At 69.6% G+C, this 530-nt stretch carries 1 pseudogene; it reads right to left on the bottom strand.

From position 1 onward, the window contains the following. A pseudogene (locus IEX89_RS24205) lies at positions 1–530 on the bottom strand (hypothetical protein); the annotation flags it as partial.

The raw sequence follows: 530 nt of genomic DNA, 5'->3' as shown, positions 1-530 counted from the left end.
CCGACCCAGCGCGCGGCGCGCTCGGCGAGGGACTGGAACTTCCGCGACGCGCGATCGAGCTTGCCCTCCCATTCGGGGTCGGGCGTCTGGCCGTCGGTCCGGGCGAAATAGACCTGCAGCATGCAGGCGACGGCGAACGGCTCGATGAGCGCGGCCTTGATCGCCCAGGCGAAGATCAGGGCGATCAGGATCCCGATCGCGGCCGACTGGCCGGGGAAGAACCAGGCGACGGCCGTCGCCGGTGCGAGCATCAGCACGAAGACGAGCGCGCCGAGCAGCCACACCGCAGCCGTGACCCAGGCGGCGCCGATCATCAGCGGGCGCGCGTTCTGAGCGTAGAGCACGAGTGCGGTGCGCGATGCGGCGTAGGGGTTCTGCGCCCGCGTGTCGAAGGCGTGGGCGAGGATCACCTCGTCGAGCAGCCCCACCGACATGCGCAGGTAGGCGCGCACGATCGCCATGACTTTGTAGAGACCCGGAATCGGTAGGATCGAGAGCACGCCCTGCACGAGCCCGGTCACGGCCGAGAT

This window comes from Salinarimonas ramus, from assembly GCF_014645695.1.
In the GTDB taxonomy this organism is placed as follows: domain Bacteria; phylum Pseudomonadota; class Alphaproteobacteria; order Rhizobiales; family Beijerinckiaceae; genus Salinarimonas; species Salinarimonas ramus.
The sequence above is the reverse complement of the archived record's forward strand: the minus strand, read 5'-3'. Positions and strand labels throughout refer to the sequence as shown.